Source organism: Haloferula chungangensis (assembly GCF_042664875.1).
Classification (GTDB): Bacteria; Verrucomicrobiota; Verrucomicrobiia; order Verrucomicrobiales; family Akkermansiaceae; genus Haloferula; species Haloferula chungangensis.
The window spans coordinates 493,480-509,051 of record NZ_JBHTBS010000002.1 but is presented as its reverse complement, the minus strand read 5'-3'; the positions used below and the strand labels follow the sequence as shown (position 1 = coordinate 509,051).

The following is a 15,572-nucleotide window of genomic DNA, read 5'->3' as shown; positions in this document are numbered from 1 at the left end:
TCGCCAAGTTCTACATCTTCAATCATCAGCAGCCTAACTTTTTCTCCAGAAGAGAAATTCAACCTAAAACTTCCCCTCAGGGAAACTTTTCTCTTTATTCTTTTCGTTTACCCCCCATAGTCCCCCGCAAACATTCCCATGTCCGAAGGCCCACCCATTGATTTCTCTGTGCTTCGCGATGTCCGCAAGCAGGCGGGCATGACACTCGATGAACTCGCAAAGCGCTCGAAACTCTCGATCGCCAGCCTTTCCAAGCTGGAGCGCAACCAGTCGATGGTCGGGATCGACACCCTGTTTCGCATCGCCCGCGTTTTCGGCCTCTCCGCCTCGGACCTGCTCTCCCTCGCGGAGTCCCGCACCGCTCACATCAAGCAAATCGAACGCTATCAATCCGGCCCCTTCGATTTCGAGAAACTCTCATGGCAAGGCGTCGACCTTTTCCATGCCTCCGGGAAAGTCGGTCACTCGCTCAAGCATCCCGAAGCCCACGGCGATGAACACGAAATCTGTTGGGTTCGCAGCGGCCGCGTCCACATCGCCTTCAGCCACGAGGAACACACCCTCAGCCCCGGCGAGGCCATCAAGTTTGATGCCGTCCTCCCGCACACCTACGAAATCCTCGAAGACGCCCAACTCATCATCGCCCACCTAACAAAAACCCACAGGTTCTAACCCAATCCCTCAATCTCCAAATTTCCGAATCTCTTCAGTCATGATCGACCTCAACTCCGCTCCCGCACTCGACTCCCTCAAACCGAAACTCGACCAATTCTTCGGCCTCGCCAAACAGAAGGTCGAATCCATCGACCGCGAATACGACGACGCCAAAGGCTCGCCCGTTTTCACCGTCGGCGGCAAATACACCACCCGCGGCTGGACCGAGTGGACCGAAGGCTTCCGCTACGGCATCTCGATCCTCCACTTTGATGCCACCGGCGACGAGGCTTCGCTGAAATCCGGCCGCGATCGCACCGTCGCCGCCATGGCCAGCCACGTCTCACACATCGGCGTCCACGACCACGGCTTCAACAACCTTTCGACCTACGGCAACCTCCGTCGCCTGATGCTCGAAGGCCGCATCGCGGAAAACGAATGGGAGAAGAACTTCTACGAACTCGCCATCAAGGTCAGCGGTGCCGTTCAGGCCGCCCGCTGGACCGAGCGCCAGGGTGGCGGCTTCATCCACTCTTTCAACGGACCCCACTCGCTCTTCGTCGATACGATCCGCTCCTGCCGCATCCTGATGCAGGCCCACCTGCTTGGACATTGCCTCATGGGTGAAGGCGACAAGGCGATCTCACTCCTCGAGCGCGCCCTGCTCCACATCGAGTCCACCGCGAAATTCTCCGTCTTCTACGGCGAAGGCCGTGACATCTGGGACGTCGCCGGCCGCACCACACACGAAGCCATCTTCAACACCAAGGACGGCGCCTACCGCTGCCCTAACAGCCAGCAAGGTTACACCGGTTTCTCCACCTGGACCCGTGGCCAGGCTTGGGCCGCCGTTGGATTCCCCGAAGAACTCGAACTGCTCGCGGAAATGCCCGACGAAGCCTTCGAGCCCTTCGGAGGGAAAGCCAAGTGGGAAGCCCTGATGCTTCGCGCCGCCACTGCCCTTGCCGATAACTTCATCGAGAACACACCCACCGACGGCATCAGCTACTGGGACCAGGGCGGACCGAACATGCACAAGCTCGGCGACTACCTCAACAAGCCCGCAGACCCCTACAACGAGTTCGAACCCGTCGACTCCACTGCCTCCGCGATCACCTGCCAGGGCCTCTTCCGCCTCGCCCGCTATCTGCGCAGCAAAGGCGACACCGCCAACGCCGATCGCTACGAGAAAGCCGGGCTCGTCACCGCCAACAGCCTCTTCAGCACTCCTTACATCAGTGAAGACGAGAACCACCAGGGACTCCTTCTTCACAGCATCTATCACCACCCGAATGGCTGGGACAACCGCCCCGACCCGAGCAAAGCTCCCTACGGTGAATCGAGTATGTGGGGTGACTACCATGCCATGGAACTCGCCGTCTACCTCCAGCGTCTCATCAACAAGGGCCCTTACCTCACCTTCTTCAAATGATGGACCGTCTCGCCATCCACACCATCACCACCAAGGCCTGGGACCTTCCCACTGCTGCGAAGAAATACTCCGCTGCAGGAGTCCGCGGCATGGGCGTTTGGCGCCAGTGGCTCGACGGCCGACCGCTCGCGGAATCCCGCCAAATCCTCGACGACCACGGCATCACCGCCGTCTCGCTGGTGCGCGGCGGTTTCTTCCCTCATCTCACTCCAGAGGAAAAGCAGGCCTCCCACGACGACAACATCAAGGCCCTTGATGAAGCCGCCGCCATGGGCGCCTCCCAGGTCGTGCTCGTCTGCGGGGCCAAGCCCGAGCTCTCCCTAACAGAGTCGCGCAAGCACATCACCGAAGGCATCGCCGCCTGCATCCCGCACGCGGAAAAGCTCGGCGTCAAACTCGCCATCGAGCCGCTGCACCCGATGTATGCCGACTGCCGGAGCGCCGTGAACACCATCGGCCAAAGCACCGACATCATCGGGCAACTCGGCTCCGATAAAGTCGGCATCGCCGCTGACGTCTATCACATCTGGTGGGATCCGAATCTCGAAAAGGAGATCGAGCGCGCCGGAAAGCACATCTGCGGTTTCCACGTCTGCGACTGGCTCACCCCGACCAACGATTTCCTCAACGACCGCGGCTTGATGGGCGAAGGCTGTATCGACATCAAAGGCATCCGCCAGCAAGTCGAAGCCACCGGTTTCAACGACTGGATCGAAGTCGAAGTCTTCTCGGACCGCTGGTGGGCCCACGATCCCGACGACTACCTCGCCAAAATCATCGAAGCCTACCAAACCCACTGTTAACCACCGGACCGCGTGGCGCTGCCGCGCTTTTCAACCCCGGCCAATGCGCGGCAACGCCGCGCGCTCCCATCTCATCCATCCTATCCATCCTGGTCCAATCTCTTTTAAAAAATGAAAACACATCGCATCGGCATCATCATGAACGGCGTCACCGGACGCATGGGCACGAACCAGCATTTGCTGCGCTCCATCGACGCCATCATCAAACAAGGCGGCGTCAAGGTCTCACCCACCGAGACCATCATGCCCGACCCGATCCTCGTTGGCCGCAACGAAACCAAGCTCAAGGCTCTCATCGACCAAACCAGCGTCGAGAAATACACCACCGACCTCGACTCGGTGATGAAGGACCCGGCTTACGAAATCTACTTCGACGCCCAGTCAACCCTGCGTCGCTTCGAAGCCGTCAAACAGGCCGCCGCCGCCGGCAAGCACGTTTACTGCGAAAAGCCGACCGCCATCAAAACCGAGGACGCTTACGAACTCTACAAGATCTGTCGCGATGCCGGCGTGAAAAACGGTGTCGTGCAGGACAAACTCTGGCTCCCCGGTCTCGTCAAATTCAACCGCCTCAAGGAGAACGGTTTTTTCGGCGACATCATGTCCGTCCGCGGTGAATTCGGTTACTGGGTCTTCGAAGGCCACACCGTCCCGCCCCAGCGCCCGTCGTGGAACTACCGCAAGGAAGACGGCGGCGGCATGATCATCGACATGCTTTGCCACTGGCGCTACGTCATCGACAACCTCTTCGGCAAAGTGAAGAGCGTCTCGACCCTCGCCGCCACCCACATTCCTGAACGCATCGACGAGCAAGGTCAGCCGTACAAATGCACGGCCGACGACTCCGCCTATAGTACTTTCGAACTCGAGAACGGCGTCATCTGCCACTTCAACTCCTCGTGGAACGTCCGCGTCCGCCGCGACGACCTACTCACCATGCAGGTCGATGGCACCAAGGGCTCTGCCATCGTCGGCCTGCGCGACGTCTGGGTCCAGCACTACGGCAACACCCCCCGCCCCGTCTGGAACCCCGACATCAAGCAACCGATCGACTTCTACGAAGGCTGGAGCAAGGTTCCCGAGCAGGAAACCTACGACAACGCCTTCAAGATCCAGTGGGAGATGTTCCTTCGCCACGTCGTGCTTGACGAGCCATGGGAATACAACCTCCTCGAAGGCGCCAAGGGTGTCCAACTTGCCGAGCTCGGCCTCGAGTCCAGCGAAAAGCGCGCCTGGGTGGACCTCCCCGAACTCAAAGCCTGATCCCTTTTTCACCGCCAAGACGCAAAGTTCGCCAAGTTTCTGATTCATCCAGACCAACGGAACCCCAGCCTTGGCGTCCCTGACGTCTTGGCGTTTCCATTATTCTAACATGACAGCTCTAATCACCGGCGGATCCCGGGGCATTGGCCTCGGTTGCGCCCTTGCACTTGCCAAAGAGGGACACCGCATCGCCATCAACGGCATGCGTCCTGAATCTGATGTCACCGACGTCCTTGAGCAAATCAAGGCCGCTGGAGCCCCCGCGGTCCTCTACTGCCAGGGCGATGTCGGCACCGAAGAAGGCCGCGCCGCCATCCTCGAGCTCATCCACTCCGAGTTCGGCTCGCTCAACATCCTCGTCAACAACGCCGGTGTCGCACCTGCCGAACGCAAAGATGTGTTAGAGACCACACTCGAAAGCTATCGTCGTCTGATGTCGATCAACCTCGAGGGCCCCTACTTCCTGACTCAGGCGGTGGCCAACTGGTTCATCGAGCAACGAAGCACCGATCCCGACTTCCAGGGCTGCATCATCAACGTCAACTCGATCAGCGCCACCGTCATCTCCACCAACCGCGGAGAGTACTGCGTTTCCAAAGCCGGTCTCGGCATGGTCACCCAGCTCTTCGCGGCACGTCTCGGCGAATACGACATGCCCGTCTACGAAGTCCGCCCGGGCGTCATCAAGACCGACATGACCTCCGGTGTGACCGACAAATACGACAAGCTCATCGCCGAGGGACTCTGCGTCACTCCGCGTTGGGGCTTTCCCGATGACATCGGCAAAGCTGTCGCCAGCCTGGCGCGCCGCGACTTCCCGTATTCCACCGGGCAGACGATCATGATCGATGGCGGTCTAACAACACCTCGATTGTAAGGATTGGCGCCCGTCCCGGGCGCCATGGGGCTGGAAGGGGCACCTTCCAGCCTCTCCTTGCGCTCCCCCTGCTCCGCGCTAGGTTTGCTCCATGCGCTGGCTCGTTTTCTTCATCTCCCTCCTCGGCCTGACAAGCACTCAGGCCCATCCACTCCCCGGTTTCCCCGCCTTTGCCGATCTCGATCTCCCGGAGGACACCAGCCCCAAGCGCATTGCTTTCATCAAGCTCGCCCTGGAGTCGGCTGCGGAACTCAAGCTCAACAAATACATTTTCGGCAGTGCCGACCCCTCACGTGGCGGATTCGACTGCTCCGGATCCGTCTTCTATCTTCTCGAAAAAAGCGACATTGATCCCCCTCGCTCATCCGCTGCTCAGTTCGATTGGATCAAAAAAGCCGGCAATCTAACCGAGGTGCCAGTCGGCACCAAATCGCTCGACGCGCCTATCTTCGACAAGCTCCAACCCGGCGACCTTCTCTTCTGGTCAGGCACCTACAATCCCGCAGACGGCCGCACCAACAAGATCACCCACGTTCAGATTTATCTCGGACGGGAAAAGAAGGACGGGCTGCAGGTCATGATCGGGTCCACCGATGGACGCAGCTACCGTGGAAGCCAGCGCACCGGTTTCGGCACTTACCAATTCAAACTCCCCAGCGCGTCTTCAAAGTCGAGATTCGTGGGTTACGGAACGCCACCGGGAATCAAATAGGGCGCCCGAGGCCTTCACCGCCCGGCCTCCTAGAACTGCTCGTTGAATAAATGGAGGAACGCGTCGATTGCACGCTTCCATGCGGGCCTTAGTTTCCATTCCTCATAATGGCGCTCGCAGCAGTGTTTGAGATCCTCTTCGAAGATCTCATCAAGCTCAGTCACCGCATCGATATCCGCAATTCCAACAGTAATCTCGTCGTTGATTTCAAACGAGCGGTCATCGAAATTGCTTGAACCAATTCCCGCCCAGCGTCCGTCGATCGAAATGATTTTCTGATGGAGCAGGGTGTTCTGGTATTCGAAAATTCTGACCCCGCCCTTGAGGAGCCGACCGAACACATGTCGGCTGGCATACGCGACCACCTTGCTGTCGGTCGCCGTGACTGCCGGAGTCATCACCCTCACATCCACGCCCCGAGCCACGGCATCGACCAATGCCTTGACCCCACACGAATCGGGGAGGAAGTAGGGATTTTGAATGCGGATTTTTTCCTTCGCCAAGGCGATCGCCATGTAGTGCAGGACCTGCACGGAAGACGGACAACCGTCGGCCCTCATCGAGGCCACATGGACTTTTGCCCCACCGGTTTCCTCAAGTTCGGGAAACGTGGCATCATCGGTAAAAACCTCTCGGGTCTTCTCATTCCAGTTCTCCAGGAACGTGGACTGGATCGCCGCGACGACCGGCCCCGTAAACCGCGCCGTCACATCACGGTAGCGTGGCAAGAAGTCGCAATCCTTCAGCCATTGGTCCGCCACGCAATGACCACCCACATAGGCAAGTCGCCCATCGATCACGACGATTTTCCGGTGGTCCCGGAGGTTCCACCGTCCGAAGTTGCGAGGCAACCATCGGTGATGTCTCGTCACCCTGCACCCGGCCTCTTCAAGACGTTTCCGTGCTTCTGTCGTGAAACCCAGTGAGCCGTGGGCATCTGCGAGCAAACGCACGTCCACCTTTCTCCTCGCCGCAGCGATCAGAGCCGCCACGATGATCTCGGACGCTTCGCCACACTTCCAGAGAAAGGTTTCAAAGTGAACACTGCAGCGCGCCTGCCCGATATCGGCGGCAACGTTTTCGAAGTACTCCGCGTCCTGAATGAAGCTGACCGAATTCCCCGCGCTGACCCATCCATGGGTCGAGCCCGCCAAGGCCGGGAGAACCTCGTCGATGCGGCCGTCGAGCTCCTGATTGTAGCGGAACTCCTGATGCCGGGTCAGCACCCGAAGCATCAGGCAGAGCAATCCGACGACAACAAGCAGTCCGATCTCCAGCCCAGTCAGGGAAGCGCAGTACGAAATCATGGCAGTGAGGTTCGATATCATGAACCATGCGCCAGCCTGATCGATACGTCCCAAGGTCCCTGTGTCATCGCAGGGATGGTTGGAGAGGAGGTCCCGATCGTGGTTCAGGGCTCGCGACTCACAATCTTACCACCTCTCTCCTTCACCGCCACCATCAGGTCCCCGTTCGGATCCTCGAACTCCGCACTGTAACCTTTGGCGTAGTTGAAAAGGTGCTTGTGCAGGTATTCGAAAAACACCTCACGTTCTTCCAGGTTCAGACGATACCAGATCGCAATGTTCAGGGTTCGTGTCACTTTCTGCATCATCGCCAGCGTCAGGGTTCGACCCTTCCGGGCCCGTTGGACCTGCTTGTGCGTCAATTGCTCCGGTGAAGCGTCCACCATGTCGTGCACGCTCAGACTCCAGGCATCCATCAGGGCTGCGACGGGTTGCTCTCCGTGCTCACGCGTTGTTTCCATCCCCCCGCATAACCTCCGCTTTCCCACTGGCAAACACAAATCACGCGGGTATCCTCCATTCATGCCCAACAAGAAGGACATTCTGGACCTCCATTTCATGGATGCCCGCTGCAAACTCATCGATGTCGCGGCCTTTCTCGACCGCATGGAACGCCACAGCGGAGAGGCCGACTTCCGTCTCGCGGCCTTCAAAAAGGCCATTCCAATCCTTCTTTCCGAACAGCCAGGCCGCGCCAGAGCGATCCTCGAGTCGCTCTCCGACCACTCCACGGAACCCGCCGAATCCGCCTCCACCCAAGGCGCTTCCGGAGCCCCTCTCCCCGCCGACCAATGAAATACATCGAGCCCCACGCCCACATGGTCAGTCGCTCGACCGACGACTATACCAAGCTCGCTCTCGCCGGCTGCGAGGCGATCTGTGAACCCGCCTTCTGGGCAGGATTCGATCGCTCGTCACCCAAGGGATTCTTCGACTACTTCCGCCAGCTCACCGAGTATGAGCCGGCTCGGGCCGCCAAGTTCGGCATCCCGCACTTCTGCTGGCTCTGCATCAATCCAAAGGAAGCCGAGGACCCCGTCTTCGCCCGTGAGGTGATGTCGCTCATTCCCGAGTTCATCGACAAGCCGACCGTCCTCGGCATTGGAGAGATCGGGCTGAACAAGAACACCCGCAACGAGCTCGCGATCTTCGAAGAACACGTCCAGATCGCCCTCGATCGCGATCTCCCGATCCTCATTCACACGCCGCACCTCGAAGACAAGCTCAAGGGCACCCGCCTGATGCTCGACTCACTCGCGAACTTCGGGAAGCTGAACCGCGAGAAAGTCATCATCGACCACGTCGAGGAACATACGGTGGATCTCGTACTTGATCAGGGGTACTGGGCCGGCATGACGCTCTATCCGGAAAGCAAGTGCACCCCGAACCGTGCCATCGACATCCTCGAAACCCATGAAGGTTCGAAACTGTGGCTGAATTCCGCCTGCGACTGGGGCGTCTCCGATCCGCTCGCCGTGGTAAAATGCGGATTCGAAATGAAGAAGCGCCAGCACTCCGCAGAGGCCATTGAAAAGGTGCTCTTCGAGAACCCGAAACGCTTCCTCTCCCAGTGCCCGAACTTCAAGTTGGACTGAGCATCCTTCCACCTGGATGGAGTTGAAAAGCCAGCCCAAGCATTCGTCATCCTGAGCCTACCCATGGACCACCCCAGCCAGGTCAACCGACATCAAGCTGCTCATGCAAAGCTCATCCTTGAAAGCTATCGACAACTCACCGGCCGGGAACTCATTCCCTCCGGCCCCGATCCCGCACAACGGCTTTTCGTCGCTCCCATCTTCGTCGCCTCTCACAGCTCCGCCGAGGATCCCATTTTCACCTACGGCAACAGGACAGCCCTCGATCTGTTCGAAATGACCTGGGAGGAATTCATTTCGACGCCTTCCCGCTTCACCGCCGAAGCACCGCTCCGGAGCGAACGTCAACGACTGCTCGACCAGGTCGCCGAGCGCGGTTTCATCGACGATTATTCGGGCATCCGGGTGTCCAAAACAGGCCAACGATTTGAAATCCAGCGCGCCACCGTGTGGAATCTCATCAGTGCGACAGGAAAGCTCGTCGGTCAGGCAGCGACATTCAAAGAATGGACACCTCTCGAGCCATGAGCGGTCGCTCAACTTGCGGAGTCCCCATCAAGAAGTTCCTCTGCCAATTCAGCCAATCGCTCTGCCAAAGCGATTCCGGCATTTGAAGCTGGAAGCTTGTCGAGATTCGCAAGATCCCACCGAAAGATCACTTTGTAACCGTCCCACTCGGCTTCCGCTCCCGTATCGCGCATCCAGCGGATCGCCGAGCTGTTTTCCGGCATCGTGTAGCCCGTGAAACGGCGAATCCCCTGCCTATAGGCGACCAGCCAAAGTACCGCTAACAGCAAGGTCCCCACACCCCGCCGCTGATCCTCATCCAGCACGGTGCAGGAAAATTCCGCATCCTCGCCATCTTCATTGGATCTCCAAAAGCTCGCCGCTCCCAGTCCTTGAAAATCCCGGGCCGGATCCAGGACCGCCCACAATCCGTGCTCCTCCACCGATCCCGCCAGCATCCGATCGAGCATCTTGTCGCCGATCACCCCGCCCGTCCGCACCCAGAAACGCTGATAGCGCGACTCAGGTGACAGCCGGCGATAACCCTCGGCCAGCTGGCTTCGGTCTGCCAAACCCAAGGGCCTCGCCATTACCAACGTGCCATCCGCAAGTCTCGTCTCGATCATTTCCTCACGATTCAACACCAAATACCGACAAACTCCCGCCTGTTTTTTCACTCCTTCCCCACCCATCTTTCATCCAGACTTCACCCCAGAATCTCAATCTCCATCCCATGCAACGCATTCTCCTCGTCGAAGACGAACCTGCCATCGCCGACACCCTCGTCTACGCCTTGAAGACCGAGTGCTTCGACGTCGAGCACGCGCTCACCGGTCATGACGCCCTCGCGCTTCACTCCGAAAAGGCATTCGACTTCGTGATCCTCGACATCGGGCTGCCCGACATCACCGGTCTCGAGGTCTGCAAGCAGCTTCGCGAAAACTCATCCGTTCCCATCCTTTTCCTCACCGCCCGCGATGGAGAAGTCGATCGCATCCTCGGCCTTGAACTGGGCGGCGACGACTACGTGACCAAGCCTTTCAGCCCCCGTGAAATCGTCGCACGCGTGCGCGCCATCATGCGACGTTCATCCAACGAGATCGGTGAAGCCCATGCCGAACCTAACAAGGACTCTACGACGAAATCCCTTCTCGCCCACGATGAGAAATCCATGCGCATTCTTTGTGCCGGATGCCCGCTCGATCTCACCGCCCACGAATACAAACTGATCCTGGTCTTCCTCCGACAACCGAATCGCGTCTTCACCCGCGACCAACTTCTCGACCACGCCTGGCAGGATCCGGGCGCCGTTACCGACCGCACCATCGACGCTCATATCAAAACGATCCGCGCCAAGCTACGCACCATTTCTCCCGGATCCGAAGACCTCATTCAAACACGCCGGGGACTCGGCTATGCTTACGTTCCGTGAGAGACAAAAGACCTTCAGACACAAGAGCGAAGATTTGAATCTCTACTCGAACCATCCCTCACGGCTTCAAGAATCTCGCGCATTTGAAAATCGGTTCATCCCCGGCACCTCAGTTCCACGCAACCAAGTGAGCTGACCATCCTCCTCTAAGTCTAGCATCTCGTGTCTTCTCGTCTTTTGTCATTTTCCCACATGCGCCTCACCCGCGTCACGCTCTTCGTCATCGCGCTGATCATCGGCTCAGGCTTTTACCTGCTTGTTCGCCGCCAGCTCGATGAGCTCGAGCCGCGGACTTTCCAGGCCACCGAGGAATCGATGGTCGACGCCGCCCACATCTTCGCCGCCCTGGTCGAAGGAGACATCCTCGACGACCAGTTCAACCCCGAACGCTTCAGAACCGCCTTCAACAGCACCGAAGAGCGAAGCTTCGAAGCGAAAATTTACAACCACCTCAAGAACAGCGTCGGCATGGGGGTCTACATTACCGACATCGAGGGAAAGGTGGTCTTCGATTCCGACAGCGGCAAACGCGAGGGTGACGACTTTTCCTCCAAACGCGATGTCGTCCTGACCCTTCGCGGCGAGTACGGTGCACGTAGTAGTCGCGACAACGAAAAGGATCCCACCTCGTCCATCCTCTACGTCGGCGCCCTGATCGGCAGCCTCGAGCAGCCGTGGGGAGTCCTTACCGCCTACAAACCCCAATCCGACGTTCTCCCGATCGTGCGCCGCCGCGAGTTCGAAATCTGGTCCGGCACCTGGCTCATCGGCGGAGGGATCCTGTTTCTCGTTCTCGCCGTCTTTATCTGGCAGTACCGCCCGATCAGCCGCCTCACCGATTACGCCCGTGCCATCGAACAGGGAAAACGTCCCATCATGCCGAAACTCGGTGCTGGCCGCGAAGTGAACACCCTAGCTCATGCTCTCGAGTCCATGCGCGAAGCCCTTGAAGGCCGTCAGTATGCCGAGCAGTATGTCCGCACGCTTACCCACGAAATGAAGAGCCCTCTCGCTGCCATTCAAGGTGCCGCGGAACTCCTTTGCGAAGACATGCCCATCGAGGATCGACGACGCTTCCTTTCCAACATCCACGCCGAATCCGTCCGCGCCGAACGCCTCCTCAACCGTCTCCTTGAGCTTTCCGCCCTCGAAGGAAAATCGCGCCTCGAGTCCACCGACATCTTCGACTTCCGCGAAACCGTATCTCGCGCCGTCGATCAGGCGAAGCCCATGGCCGAACTCGCCGGAGTCCAGCTGGAATTCACCCCCACGAACCTCCCACTCATGGTCCTCGGCGACGCCTTCATCCTCCGTGCTGCCGTCACCAACCTGCTGGAGAATGCCATCGACTTCTCGCCGCGCGGCGAGACCGTCGACATCACGCTTTCCTATCAGAATGAGCAGCACACTCTCCAGATTCAGGACCGCGGCCCCGGCATCCCCGACTACGCTCAGGCGAAAATCTTCGAACGATTCTTCTCCCTTCGTCATCTCAAGGCAGGCCGCAAGGGCACTGGTCTTGGACTCACCCTGGTCAAAGAAGCCGTCGAGCTCCACCAAGGCAGCATCAATCTAACATCCAGCGACTCGACCGGCACCCTCGCCACCCTGAATCTCCCCGAAGCCACAGCTTGAACGAGTAGCTGGGCAGGACAACGGGGTGGAGCCAATCAGGATAAAAACTGATAGAGCGACTCCATCGAGGCGCGGCTCTCCACCCCGGTGCCTCGATAACGATCATATCAGAAGTGTACCAAATGATCACAACAATCAACTGATCATGACCTACATCTAATCAGAACAAGTTAAGCTTATATCTTTATACAGCTTTATTTCTGGACACCCCCCATCGAAAGGAACTAGAAAGCTGATCACTGGATCAGCACCTGATTGCTGTGTTTGACTTGGAACAACTCCACCCTCGAATTCACTAGGCCGACCCTCCATCCCACTCGGAAAGTTCCCTATTAGTCGACATTTCACTCCTTATTTGATTGGGAAGAATGCTGATTGGCAGACGGGATTCGACGATTTCCAGTTCAATTTCGATCATCCAACTCCTGCAATTCATGCACCGGACCATCCTTCGCTTGAGGAAGCGCACACTATTATCCTTCATGGTCGCGTGGCTCACAAGCTCCTCGATCCACGCTCAATGGGTCCGCGAATCCTATCCGCTCAGCGTTGGCTGGAGTGGCATCTGGCTATCCCAGGATTGCAGCCATACGGATATCTCCACCCTGCTTTCGAGCTACCCGCAGATCCAAGAAGTTTGGCAATGGAACCCGCTTGGTTCGACTGCCCAGTTTTCCCAGTCTCCCTGGCTCCCCCTGCAGGCCGACACCGCCTGGAAGGTCTGGCATCGAAATAGCCCGGAGAATTCCACACTCGGGCACATGAGTGGAAACATTGCTTATCTTGTGCGGGTCTCTGAAGGGAGTGCACCCTTCAACCTGGAACTCACCGGAAAACCGCTGTTACCTCGCTACGAATTCTCCACCCTCGGCTCGAACTTCGTAGGATTCCCGATGCAGGAGCCCTCTTCTGCAGCGGAACGAAGCTTCGAGAAATTCTTTTCCTATAGTGAGGTCTTTAAATCGAACCCACCGGTATTCACCTATCGCAATGGCACATTAAGTGCTCAGTATCCGGTCCAAACCCTACCGCGGACAACCTCCGTCCAACGAGGCAAGGCATACTGGATCAAGAACGATACGTATGCCGACTATTATGGACCGGTGAAAGTTAGCATGTTAGGAACCGGCCTGCATTTTGGAGCCACGGGAAACATCCTCTCGCTGCGTTTGAAAAACGTTATCGATCCCGCCAAAAATCTGCCGGTAACCGTGACCTTGAGCCCAGCCGCGTCGTCCGAAGCGCCCGAAGGGCAACCGGCCTCCGCGGGTGCCGTCCCCCTGCAAGTGAGGGGCATGCTCGACCCCTTGAGCTTGAACTTCGCGTATGAGAGCATACCCGCCGAAGGGATCAGCCGCACCCTTGCCCCGGGAGAAGAAAGCGAACTGCTGATTGCGATCGACCGTTCGCTGATGGGCGGATCACCAGGTGCCGTCTTTCAGAGCCTTTTGAACATTACGGACTCGTTCAACCAATCAAAAATCGTCCTACCGGTCACGGCGGAAACCACCTCCTACGAGGGACTATGGGCCGGTGCCGCCGTTGTTTCGACCGTCGATCAGGTGATCGGCCAGTCGATTGAAGCCGATGCAGCCGCTCCCTCACAATTCACGATTCGGCTACTCGTCCATCGCACCGGCAATGGCACCACCACGCTGCTACAGCAAGTCTATCAGGGCTCCAGGGATGGCGTTGCGATCGCAGGGACCGACGAAGCCGCGGTAACCGCAGCCTCCAGCACTTCCCTTACCCGCATTTCATCGGCCTCCTTCCCGCTTTCCATGGCGGTGGCCGGGACGGGTTCCTTACAGAAAGACGGACTCGTGCGCTTTGCCGTGGATCTCGCCCACAACGCGTCGACCAACCCGTTCGTCCACACTTACCACCCGGATCACGACAATCTGGACGCCCGCTTTGAGCAGTCCCTGCCTGCCGGTGTCGAAAGTTATGCCGTCAGCCGAGGCGTGGCTCTGGATTTCGACTCCTCACTTCCTGGAGTCTCTGACCCCGGATGGGGCAGCACCCTGCTGGGCGGTCACTACAGTGAAACGCTCACGGGATTGCGAACAACGCCGCTCCGAGTCACCGGCCAGTTCATGCTCCAACGTATTTCCGACGCCCCTGTTCTCACTCATTGATCAGAAATTTCCGTTCTTCCTCATCTTTTCCATCGTACCCGTATGAAAGCATTTCGCACCTGCCTGTTCAGCTCCACCTTGCTAATTTCCCTCATTCCAGGAGGCGCATTCAGCCAGATTGAAGGCCCACCCGATCGTATCGATTATCAAGGACTCGTCCTTGATACCAATGGCAATCCATTGGCTGCCGACGCGGCCACTAACTACTCGATGTCATTCCGTCTCTACGACTCCCAGACGGCCGGCACCTTGATCTGGTCGGAGTCCCAAACGGTAACCGTCTATCAGGGGGCATTTTCCGTCCGCCTGGGAGAAGGAACCGCCATTGAAGGAGACAACCCCTCCGTCAGTAACGCTTCCGGCCTGCTTCATGCGTTCGCCCAGAAGGACCGATATCTCGGTCTAACAGTGATCCAGTCAGGCGTGACCACCGCTGAAATAACTCCGCGTCTCGCCTTCCTTGCCAGTCCCTTCTCCTTCAATTCGCACAAGGCCATTGAAGCGGACAGCATGACGATCCTCGATGCAGGCGGTAATAATCGCGTCGGCAGCCTGAAGCTCGATCAGATCTTCAACATGTCCACCACCAGCCAGGAAGATCGAGCGAATCCATCAAAATGGACGATCAAGGAGCAGAACATGCCTGCAGGCGTCTCTGTGCCCGTTGGTGGGGTGATCATGTGGTGGGGGTCCGCCAACGCGATTCCCCCTGGATTCGAACTCTGCAGCGGTGGGACGCCAAGCACAGCAGGGGCGCTCATATCCACCAAACCGGATTTGCGTGATCGATTCGTAAAAGGATCCGGATCCACCAATGGCAACGTGGCATCCAACAACTCCACAGGCGGGAGCCACACGATCGGGACCAGAAATGGCGGAGGCACGGCCCTCGCGCCCTCCCAACTCCCGAACTACACATTGCCCCATAACCTCGCCACCGCGGCGGCAGGCAACCACTCTCACACCATCTCCGACGCCAGAAACGACGCTGAGGATGATGATGATGGAGACAACGGAAAGCTTGCCACTGGTCAGGGAAATGGTCTGCGTCCCTTTCCTACCCTCAGGTCGGACGATGCCGGAAATCACACTCACGCGATCACCGGAAGCGTGACGAGTGGCGGCGGCAACCAGGCTCATAGCCACACGGTTCCCGGGCACGACAACCGTCCCGCCTATCTCGAGATGTTTTACATCATTCGGGTGAAATAACCTAA

General features: G+C 58.3%; 16 protein-coding genes. 13 read left to right on the top strand and 3 right to left on the bottom strand.

The window, feature by feature from the left end:
• The first annotated feature begins 138 nt into the window (after positions 1–138).
• The 6 genes from ACFQY0_RS06050 to ACFQY0_RS06025 all read left to right on the top strand — a co-directional run bounded on the left by ACFQY0_RS06050 (position 139) and on the right by ACFQY0_RS06025 (position 5,741).
• The gene (locus tag ACFQY0_RS06050) at positions 139–672 is read left to right on the top strand and encodes a helix-turn-helix domain-containing protein (RefSeq protein ID WP_379710320.1); all 534 of its coding nucleotides are present in this window, start codon (positions 139–141) and stop codon (positions 670–672) included.
• Positions 673–712: 40 nt separating this feature from the next.
• Positions 713–2,086 carry a glycosyl hydrolase gene (locus ACFQY0_RS06045; RefSeq protein WP_379710318.1) on the top strand — a complete coding sequence of 458 codons (1,374 nt, stop codon included), beginning with the start codon at positions 713–715 and terminating at the stop codon, positions 2,084–2,086.
• Positions 2,083–2,889 carry a sugar phosphate isomerase/epimerase family protein gene (locus ACFQY0_RS06040; protein WP_379710316.1) on the top strand — a complete coding sequence of 269 codons (807 nt, stop codon included), beginning with the start codon at positions 2,083–2,085 and terminating at the stop codon, positions 2,887–2,889. Before ACFQY0_RS06045 ends, ACFQY0_RS06040 begins: the two co-directional genes overlap by 4 nt.
• 111 nt (positions 2,890–3,000) lie before the next feature.
• Positions 3,001–4,152: a Gfo/Idh/MocA family protein gene (locus tag ACFQY0_RS06035; protein WP_379710313.1), complete on the top strand. Its 1,152-nt coding sequence runs from the start codon at positions 3,001–3,003 to the stop codon at positions 4,150–4,152.
• Positions 4,153–4,261: 109 nt separating this feature from the next.
• On the top strand, positions 4,262–5,029 hold the full coding sequence (locus ACFQY0_RS06030) for a 3-ketoacyl-ACP reductase (protein ID WP_379710311.1): 768 nt from the start codon (positions 4,262–4,264) through the stop codon (positions 5,027–5,029).
• Positions 5,030–5,120: 91 nt separating this feature from the next.
• On the top strand, positions 5,121–5,741 hold the full coding sequence (locus ACFQY0_RS06025) for a C40 family peptidase (protein ID WP_379710309.1): 621 nt from the start codon (positions 5,121–5,123) through the stop codon (positions 5,739–5,741).
• Positions 5,742–5,770: 29 nt separating this feature from the next.
• On the opposite strand, the gene ACFQY0_RS06020 is transcribed toward ACFQY0_RS06025, so the two are convergent.
• Complete coding sequence (locus ACFQY0_RS06020; RefSeq protein WP_379710307.1) at positions 5,771–7,069, bottom strand: phospholipase D-like domain-containing protein; 1,299 nt, start codon at positions 7,067–7,069, stop codon at positions 5,771–5,773.
• Positions 7,070–7,152: 83 nt separating this feature from the next.
• Positions 7,153–7,509 (bottom strand): hypothetical protein, encoded by a 357-nt coding sequence (locus tag ACFQY0_RS06015; RefSeq protein WP_379710305.1) that lies wholly within the window; start codon positions 7,507–7,509, stop codon positions 7,153–7,155.
• Between the two features lie 61 nt (positions 7,510–7,570).
• Between ACFQY0_RS06015 and ACFQY0_RS06010 the strand changes: the two genes are divergently transcribed.
• From ACFQY0_RS06010 to ACFQY0_RS06000, 3 genes are all read left to right on the top strand, one after another.
• Positions 7,571–7,843, top strand: coding sequence for a hypothetical protein (locus ACFQY0_RS06010; RefSeq protein ID WP_379710303.1), 273 nt, complete (start codon positions 7,571–7,573; stop codon positions 7,841–7,843).
• Complete coding sequence (locus ACFQY0_RS06005) at positions 7,840–8,643, top strand: TatD family hydrolase (RefSeq protein WP_379710301.1); 804 nt, start codon at positions 7,840–7,842, stop codon at positions 8,641–8,643. Before ACFQY0_RS06010 ends, ACFQY0_RS06005 begins: the two co-directional genes overlap by 4 nt.
• 63 nt (positions 8,644–8,706) lie before the next feature.
• Positions 8,707–9,171 carry an MEKHLA domain-containing protein gene (locus ACFQY0_RS06000; protein ID WP_379710299.1) on the top strand — a complete coding sequence of 155 codons (465 nt, stop codon included), beginning with the start codon at positions 8,707–8,709 and terminating at the stop codon, positions 9,169–9,171.
• 8 nt (positions 9,172–9,179) lie between these two features.
• Here ACFQY0_RS06000 and ACFQY0_RS05995 read toward each other — a convergent pair whose 3' ends face one another.
• Complete coding sequence (locus tag ACFQY0_RS05995; protein WP_379710297.1) at positions 9,180–9,776, bottom strand: GNAT family N-acetyltransferase; 597 nt, start codon at positions 9,774–9,776, stop codon at positions 9,180–9,182.
• A gap of 107 nt (positions 9,777–9,883) precedes the next feature.
• Between ACFQY0_RS05995 and creB the strand changes: the two genes are divergently transcribed.
• The 4 genes from creB to ACFQY0_RS05975 all read left to right on the top strand — a co-directional run bounded on the left by creB (position 9,884) and on the right by ACFQY0_RS05975 (position 15,567).
• Entirely contained in the window at positions 9,884–10,582 is a 699-nt protein-coding gene (gene creB / locus ACFQY0_RS05990; protein ID WP_379710295.1) for a two-component system response regulator CreB, read from the top strand.
• 162 nt (positions 10,583–10,744) lie between these two features.
• On the top strand, positions 10,745–12,217 hold the full coding sequence (creC, locus tag ACFQY0_RS05985; protein WP_379710293.1) for a two-component system sensor histidine kinase CreC: 1,473 nt from the start codon (positions 10,745–10,747) through the stop codon (positions 12,215–12,217).
• A 434-nt stretch (positions 12,218–12,651) separates the two neighbouring features.
• Positions 12,652–14,355, top strand: coding sequence for a hypothetical protein (locus ACFQY0_RS05980; RefSeq protein WP_379710291.1), 1,704 nt, complete (start codon positions 12,652–12,654; stop codon positions 14,353–14,355).
• A 42-nt stretch (positions 14,356–14,397) separates the two neighbouring features.
• The gene (locus ACFQY0_RS05975; RefSeq protein ID WP_379710289.1) at positions 14,398–15,567 is read left to right on the top strand and encodes a hypothetical protein; all 1,170 of its coding nucleotides are present in this window, start codon (positions 14,398–14,400) and stop codon (positions 15,565–15,567) included.
• Positions 15,568–15,572 lie beyond the last annotated feature (5 nt).